Consider the following 5,452-nt stretch of genomic DNA (forward strand, 5'->3'; position numbering starts at 1 on the left):
ATATACTTTTTTATAATAATTGTCTAGTAATAGACATGTTGTTTTATGTGGAAATTTCGTGTGGATTTTATATTGAGAACGTATATTCTGTGTGGTATTCTTTAATTAGGTAAGGAATTTTCTTTCTATTAAAAGAATGGGGGAACTTACGATGATTAAGCCTGCAACAATGGAGTTTGTTTCACTATCGAACGGAGAAACGATCGCGTATCAAGAAGTTGGAAGGCAAAATGAAGAAATGCTCGTACTCATTCATGGGAATATGACATCGTCACAACACTTTGATTTAGTTCTTGAGAAACTACAAAATCAATATCATATTTACGCAATTGATTTAAGAGGATTTGGACAATCAACGTATAATAAGCCGATAGATTCTTTACAAGACTTTGCAGAAGATGTGAAACTTTTTATAGATAAATTAAATTTGAAGAAATTTTCATTAATGGGATGGTCAATGGGTGGTGGTGTTGCGATGCAATTTACAGCGAATCATCCAACATTTGTCGAAAAGTTGATTTTAGTAGAATCAGTGGGAATGAAGGGATATCCAATCTTTAAAAAAGATATTAACGGGCAACCGATCGTATCAAGTTTAGTAAAGACGAAAGAAGAAATCGCGCAAGATCCCGTACAAATTGCTCCAGTGCTAGATGCGATAAAAAATATGAATAAATTATATTACCGTACAGTATGGAATCTATTAATATATACACATAATCAACCTGAACCGGATCGTTATGAAAAGTATTTAGATGATATGTTAACGCAACGTAATTTCGTAGATGTGAATTATGCGCTCATTACATTTAATATTTCGGATGAACATAACGGGGTTATAGAGGGAAATAAGCAAATTGATCATATTAAAGCTCCAACACTCGTCATACAAGGTGACAGAGATTACGTCGTACCGCAAGTAGTCGGTGAGGAATTAGCAAAACATTTGCCAAATGCAGAGTTGAAGATATTAGAAGATTGCGGACACTCACCGTTTATAGATTGTTTAGATGTATTTATAAAACATGTTGAGGATTGGTTAGAATAGAAAGAATCCCCGAAATGAGAAGTGTTGCATATACTATAACATTTGTATGTATAAGGGGAGAGAGTCAATGCATAATCCACTTTTAATATATCATTCTCCATATAACCATCACCAACATATAAAATTTATTATCGATCCGATGTATATGGAAGTTTCATCAGCTGTAGTTCCACTACAACTACAGCAGCCACCAATAGCTCATGCACATCACTACTTATATGGCCCATCATTTTATGAAAATCCATATTTCAAGCACTTTCATTACAATGTGAAAGCGCAAGTATGGGAAGGATAAGAAGCTAAAAGGTTCATTCTTTTAGCTTCTTTTTTATTATGAATATTCGTACACGCATTTGAAGAAACAGTTTATAATGAAAAGTGGAAAGCGTGAGAAGGAGAGGGAAAAGGATGTCGATGCGTTTTACTTTTTGGATTATGGTTGGAATTGTAGCAATCTCGGGTTTATCACAAGGAATGCTTTTACCTGCCATTGCAATGATTTTTGAACAAGAAGGGGTTAGTTCAAGTATTAACGGTATTCATGCGACGGCATTATATATTGGGATATTAGTTATTTCACCGTTTCTTGAAAAACCGATGCAAAAGTTTGGAATGAAGCCAATTATCGTTATTGGTGGGTTTCTCGTTATTATTTCATTATTCTTTTTTACACAAACTTTTTCATTTTGGGTATGGTTCGTTCTTAGATTTCTAGTTGGAGTCGGAGATCATATGCTTCATGTCGGAACACAAACATGGATTACGACAACATCAGACCCGAGTAAAATAGGTAGACAAGTATCGATATACGGTGTATTCTTCGGAATTGGTTTTGCCGTTGGTCCGTATTTAGCAAGCACTGTTCAGTACGGTCTTGCAACACCATTTATCGTATCTACTATACTTTGCTTAATAGGATGGCTTTTACTACTACCAACGAAAAATGCATTTCCAGCACAAGATGAGGCAAAAACTGAAAGTAAATCATCCTTTTCTCGTTATAAACAAGTCGTTGGATTAGCTTGGATTGCGCTAATTGGTCCGCTCGCATACGGCGTACTTGAAGCGATGTTAAATAGTAACTTACCAGTATACGCACTTCGCAAAGGATGGTCTGTATCGGAAGTTTCCTTCTTATTACCAGCATTCGCAGTTGGGGGCATTATTACACAAATTCCACTCGGTATATTAAGTGATAAATACGGAAGAGACCGTATTTTAACGTGGACGTTCAGCGTAAGTACGGGCATTTTCCTACTTGCAGCAGTATTTGATCAATATTACTGGATCGTCTTTGCATGTATGCTTATAGCAGGTATGGTCATTGGCTCGTGCTTCTCACTAGGGCTTGGATTTATGACAGATTTATTACCGAGACACATACTACCAGCAGGTAATATATTATCCGGAATCGCCTTTAGTATAGGAAGTATTATGGGACCTGTATTAGGAGGCGTATTTATAGAAAAAATACAGTATACAAGCTTTTTTATTGCGGTTATGATTATAATGGGAATTCTCGCAATGGTATATATGGTCTACATGAAGAATCAATTCGCATCAAGAAAAATAGAAAGTAGGTTAGGGCATGACAAAACAACCTAATAAAAAGAAATTTGAAGTACTCGAAAACGAAACAATTACAGACTGCTTAGCGCGTATGGAACAAGAAGGATATGCACCGTCTCGTCGCATGGAAGAGCCAATCTTTCATGAAGTAAAGAAAGACGGAAAAACAGAAGTTGAACCGTGTGGTAGAAAAATTGTTTTTGAGGGGAAATTGAAGTAATAAGTTATATAAAAAGAATTTGCTTTTGGGTACAAGCAAGATAAAACATATAGTCACATAAAAAACGCTGTTGATTTCAATATCAATAGCGTTTTTGTTTTTAATAAATATTTAGATCAAAATGAATTTCTGCTTGAATGGAACTAGCAAAATCAATAATGCTTTTTTGTAAATACATCGCGGGTGATTCGTTATTCTCCACTTGAATCACTACCATAAAAAGAAACTCTAAACTATATTTCTTCTTGAGATGTTTTAATTTTTCTGTTTTTCCTTCAAGGGATTTTAGAATAATATGCAACTGATTATTTATATCGTATGATTCTTGGTATCCAGTGCTTAAAGTCCAATCAGTCTCTTTTCTATATATGATTTTGGTGGATACAAGATTCGGATTATCACGTTTTGCAACAACATCACCTTTTTTATAAGTTCTTGTAGGCTCGATACTTAGGGCCTCGGTAATTGCTTCAACAGGGAATATATCACCCGTTGCACTAAAATAAGCCATAACTTTGGTTTTATCCAGATTGGTTCCTCCTCTTATTATTAAGATGCTACTCTTATTACATTATAAAAATTTATGAATGTAAATGGAATTTTAATCCTGCTATTTATGGGCAGCAAAGCTTCTAATGGGAGGAAAGTAGGTGAGAGCCAATTGTCCATAAAAGCATGATTAGTGTGGGAGAATAAAATCTCCCTAGTTTCATTGTATTGAATTCCGGCGTAGGGACATTAGTTAAAGCTGGATTCCTATACATTTGTAGGAAAGAACAATTATACAAAAGTAGGATGATTAAAAATATAAATATTTGTATGATAAAAACAAAATATATTTTAAAAGATCAGAATGTAGGTTAGGGAGAAATATATAATGATACAAAGCATATATGAAACTCATTTACATGTAAGGAATTTAGAAAAGGCGGTAGATTTCTATCAAAATAAGTTAGGCTTAACAGTAGCAAAAAAATTATCGAAAAGACGAGTTGCGTTCTTTTGGGTAGGAGAAAATAAAAAACAAATGCTCGGATTATGGGAAGTACATACTAATGAAGAGTTTGAAACGAAACACTTCGCTTTTCGTGTAGAGTTAGAGTTTTTAAATGCTTCAAAAGTATGGTTAGAGAAGCGTGGAATAGAGGTAGTAGGGAGTCAAGGGAAAGGAAATCGAGAACCAATTGTCCAAAGGTGGATGCCAGCTGCAAGCGTATATTTTCTAGATTGTGATGGAAATAAATTAGAGTTTATTTCTATGTTATATGATGATCCAGATGAACTAGAATATGCAACGTATTTAAGTGAATGGAATGCGGAGCAATAAGAAAAATAAAGTGGAACTTTAATCAGTAGTAGTTTTACAGCTTTGTATTATGTTAAATAGATAGAAACAAAATAAAATCCCTCAAGAAAAGGCACGTTCTTGAAGGGTTTTTTTATGCTTTATATATTTTATATTGCTTGTAACGTATTAATGATGTTCACTTTTAGATATTTCAGCGCGTTGAATATAACCATCAGAGAAGCTGAAATAAAGAGAATAGCTTCCTCGATTATATATAAAGCCTTCACTAGTCATATCCTCTCCAATTCCATCTGGCTCACCAAACCACTCTTTTAATTCATTGATAGTGATACCCATTTTTACCCATATATATCTAGCGTCCGAAGGGTACATATCAATATTATAATCTCCATATACCGCTGTAGTAGGTGCATCACATTCTGTACATGGTGCTTGCTTCCAAACATCAGGCACTCCAAATTCTTTTTTTACCTCAGATATATCTTTACCCAGTACATCTAATTTAAATGGACCAAACGTCCCATCCTGTAAAGCTGTTGCTAACATTTGTTTCAGTTCTTCTTTTGTATTGATGTTGAAATTATAAGATCTGTTCTTTGCTATTGCATTATAGAAAAATTGTGCATACTGCTCACGTTTCACAATCATATTTCCATTAAAATTACCTGATTCGTCACCTTGTGCTATACGGTTACTACGCACTGCATTTACAGATTCATAGGCCCAATGACCTTTTGGTACATCTTTAAAGTTCTCTTGTCCTTTTGAGTTTAATTGAAATGCTTTTTGCAATACTACTGCCATCTCATACCGATTTAATGCGTCATCTGGACGAAATGCACCTGTTCCATCACCTGTCATAATTCCAGCTTGCGCAATGGCTGTGATATCCTTTTCAAACATATGATTTGTAATATCATTAAACATATTTCCCTGTTTATCATCTGCTATTAAACCTAAATGTCGATTGACTAAAGAAGCAACCTGTCCTCTAGTAATGTTGTCCCCAAAACCAAATTTTCCATTTCCATATCCCTTATAAATCCCTGCTGCTGCTAAGTAATCAATAGCAGTTTTTGACCAGTGGTCCTTTGGTACATCTGTAAATACAGTGTTCGCATTGCCAGCTACTTTATAGTTATTCGTAGTTGTTTGTGCGTTTGCTGTGCCTACCATCATTGTAGTTGCTAGTGCTGTGGTGATTACGAATCCCAAAATTTTTTTAGCTTTGCTTGTTTTCTTGCCCATTTGAGAAAGCCTCCCCAGTTTAATTTAACTTTATTAAATATACGTATTACACATATAC

The 5,452-nt window shown here is 34.6% G+C and carries 7 protein-coding genes; 5 read left to right on the plus strand and 2 right to left on the minus strand.

The window, feature by feature from the left end:
- The first annotated feature begins 136 nt into the window (after positions 1-136).
- The 4 genes from phaZ to AB3X49_RS16920 all read left to right on the plus strand — a co-directional run bounded on the left by phaZ (position 137) and on the right by AB3X49_RS16920 (position 2,837).
- Complete coding sequence (gene phaZ / locus AB3X49_RS16905) at positions 137-1,048, plus strand: intracellular short-chain-length polyhydroxyalkanoate depolymerase (protein ID WP_367963528.1); 912 nt, start codon at positions 137-139, stop codon at positions 1,046-1,048.
- A gap of 67 nt (positions 1,049-1,115) precedes the next feature.
- Positions 1,116-1,343, plus strand: a complete 228-nt coding sequence (locus AB3X49_RS16910) for a hypothetical protein (protein ID WP_215573560.1) — start codon at positions 1,116-1,118, stop codon at positions 1,341-1,343.
- Positions 1,344-1,456: 113 nt separating this feature from the next.
- Complete coding sequence (locus AB3X49_RS16915; protein WP_367963531.1) at positions 1,457-2,653, plus strand: MFS transporter; 1,197 nt, start codon at positions 1,457-1,459, stop codon at positions 2,651-2,653.
- Entirely contained in the window at positions 2,637-2,837 is a 201-nt protein-coding gene (locus AB3X49_RS16920; RefSeq protein WP_000166302.1) for an NETI motif-containing protein, read from the plus strand. Before AB3X49_RS16915 ends, AB3X49_RS16920 begins: the two co-directional genes overlap by 17 nt.
- A gap of 100 nt (positions 2,838-2,937) precedes the next feature.
- Here AB3X49_RS16920 and AB3X49_RS16925 read toward each other — a convergent pair whose 3' ends face one another.
- Positions 2,938-3,348, minus strand: a complete 411-nt coding sequence (locus AB3X49_RS16925) for a DUF4279 domain-containing protein (protein WP_367963533.1) — start codon at positions 3,346-3,348, stop codon at positions 2,938-2,940.
- Positions 3,349-3,714: 366 nt separating this feature from the next.
- Between AB3X49_RS16925 and AB3X49_RS16930 the strand changes: the two genes are divergently transcribed.
- Positions 3,715-4,164 (plus strand): VOC family protein, encoded by a 450-nt coding sequence (locus tag AB3X49_RS16930; protein WP_367963535.1) that lies wholly within the window; start codon positions 3,715-3,717, stop codon positions 4,162-4,164.
- Between the two features lie 147 nt (positions 4,165-4,311).
- Here the strand turns inward: AB3X49_RS16930 and AB3X49_RS16935 are convergent, their stop codons facing one another.
- Complete coding sequence (locus AB3X49_RS16935) at positions 4,312-5,394, minus strand: S-layer homology domain-containing protein (RefSeq protein ID WP_367963538.1); 1,083 nt, start codon at positions 5,392-5,394, stop codon at positions 4,312-4,314.
- Between the last annotated feature and the right edge of the window lie 58 nt (positions 5,395-5,452).

Source organism: Bacillus sp. C30 (assembly GCF_040838255.1).
Classification (GTDB): Bacteria; Bacillota; Bacilli; order Bacillales; family Bacillaceae_G; genus Bacillus_A; species Bacillus_A mycoides.

Excerpts from the sequence above, each read along its gene's own strand:
- AB3X49_RS16930 (WP_367963535.1), top strand. The coding sequence starts at position 3,715 with ATGATACAAAGCATATATGAAACTCATTTACATGTAAGGAATTTAGAA.
- AB3X49_RS16920 (WP_000166302.1), top strand. The coding sequence starts at position 2,637 with ATGACAAAACAACCTAATAAAAAGAAATTTGAAGTACTCGAAAACGAA.
- AB3X49_RS16935 (WP_367963538.1), bottom strand. The coding sequence starts at position 5,394 with ATGGGCAAGAAAACAAGCAAAGCTAAAAAAATTTTGGGATTCGTAATC.
- AB3X49_RS16915 (WP_367963531.1), top strand. The coding sequence starts at position 1,457 with ATGTCGATGCGTTTTACTTTTTGGATTATGGTTGGAATTGTAGCAATC.
- phaZ (WP_367963528.1), top strand. The coding sequence starts at position 137 with ATGGGGGAACTTACGATGATTAAGCCTGCAACAATGGAGTTTGTTTCA.
- AB3X49_RS16925 (WP_367963533.1), bottom strand. The coding sequence starts at position 3,348 with ATGGCTTATTTTAGTGCAACGGGTGATATATTCCCTGTTGAAGCAATT.
- AB3X49_RS16910 (WP_215573560.1), top strand. The coding sequence starts at position 1,116 with ATGCATAATCCACTTTTAATATATCATTCTCCATATAACCATCACCAA.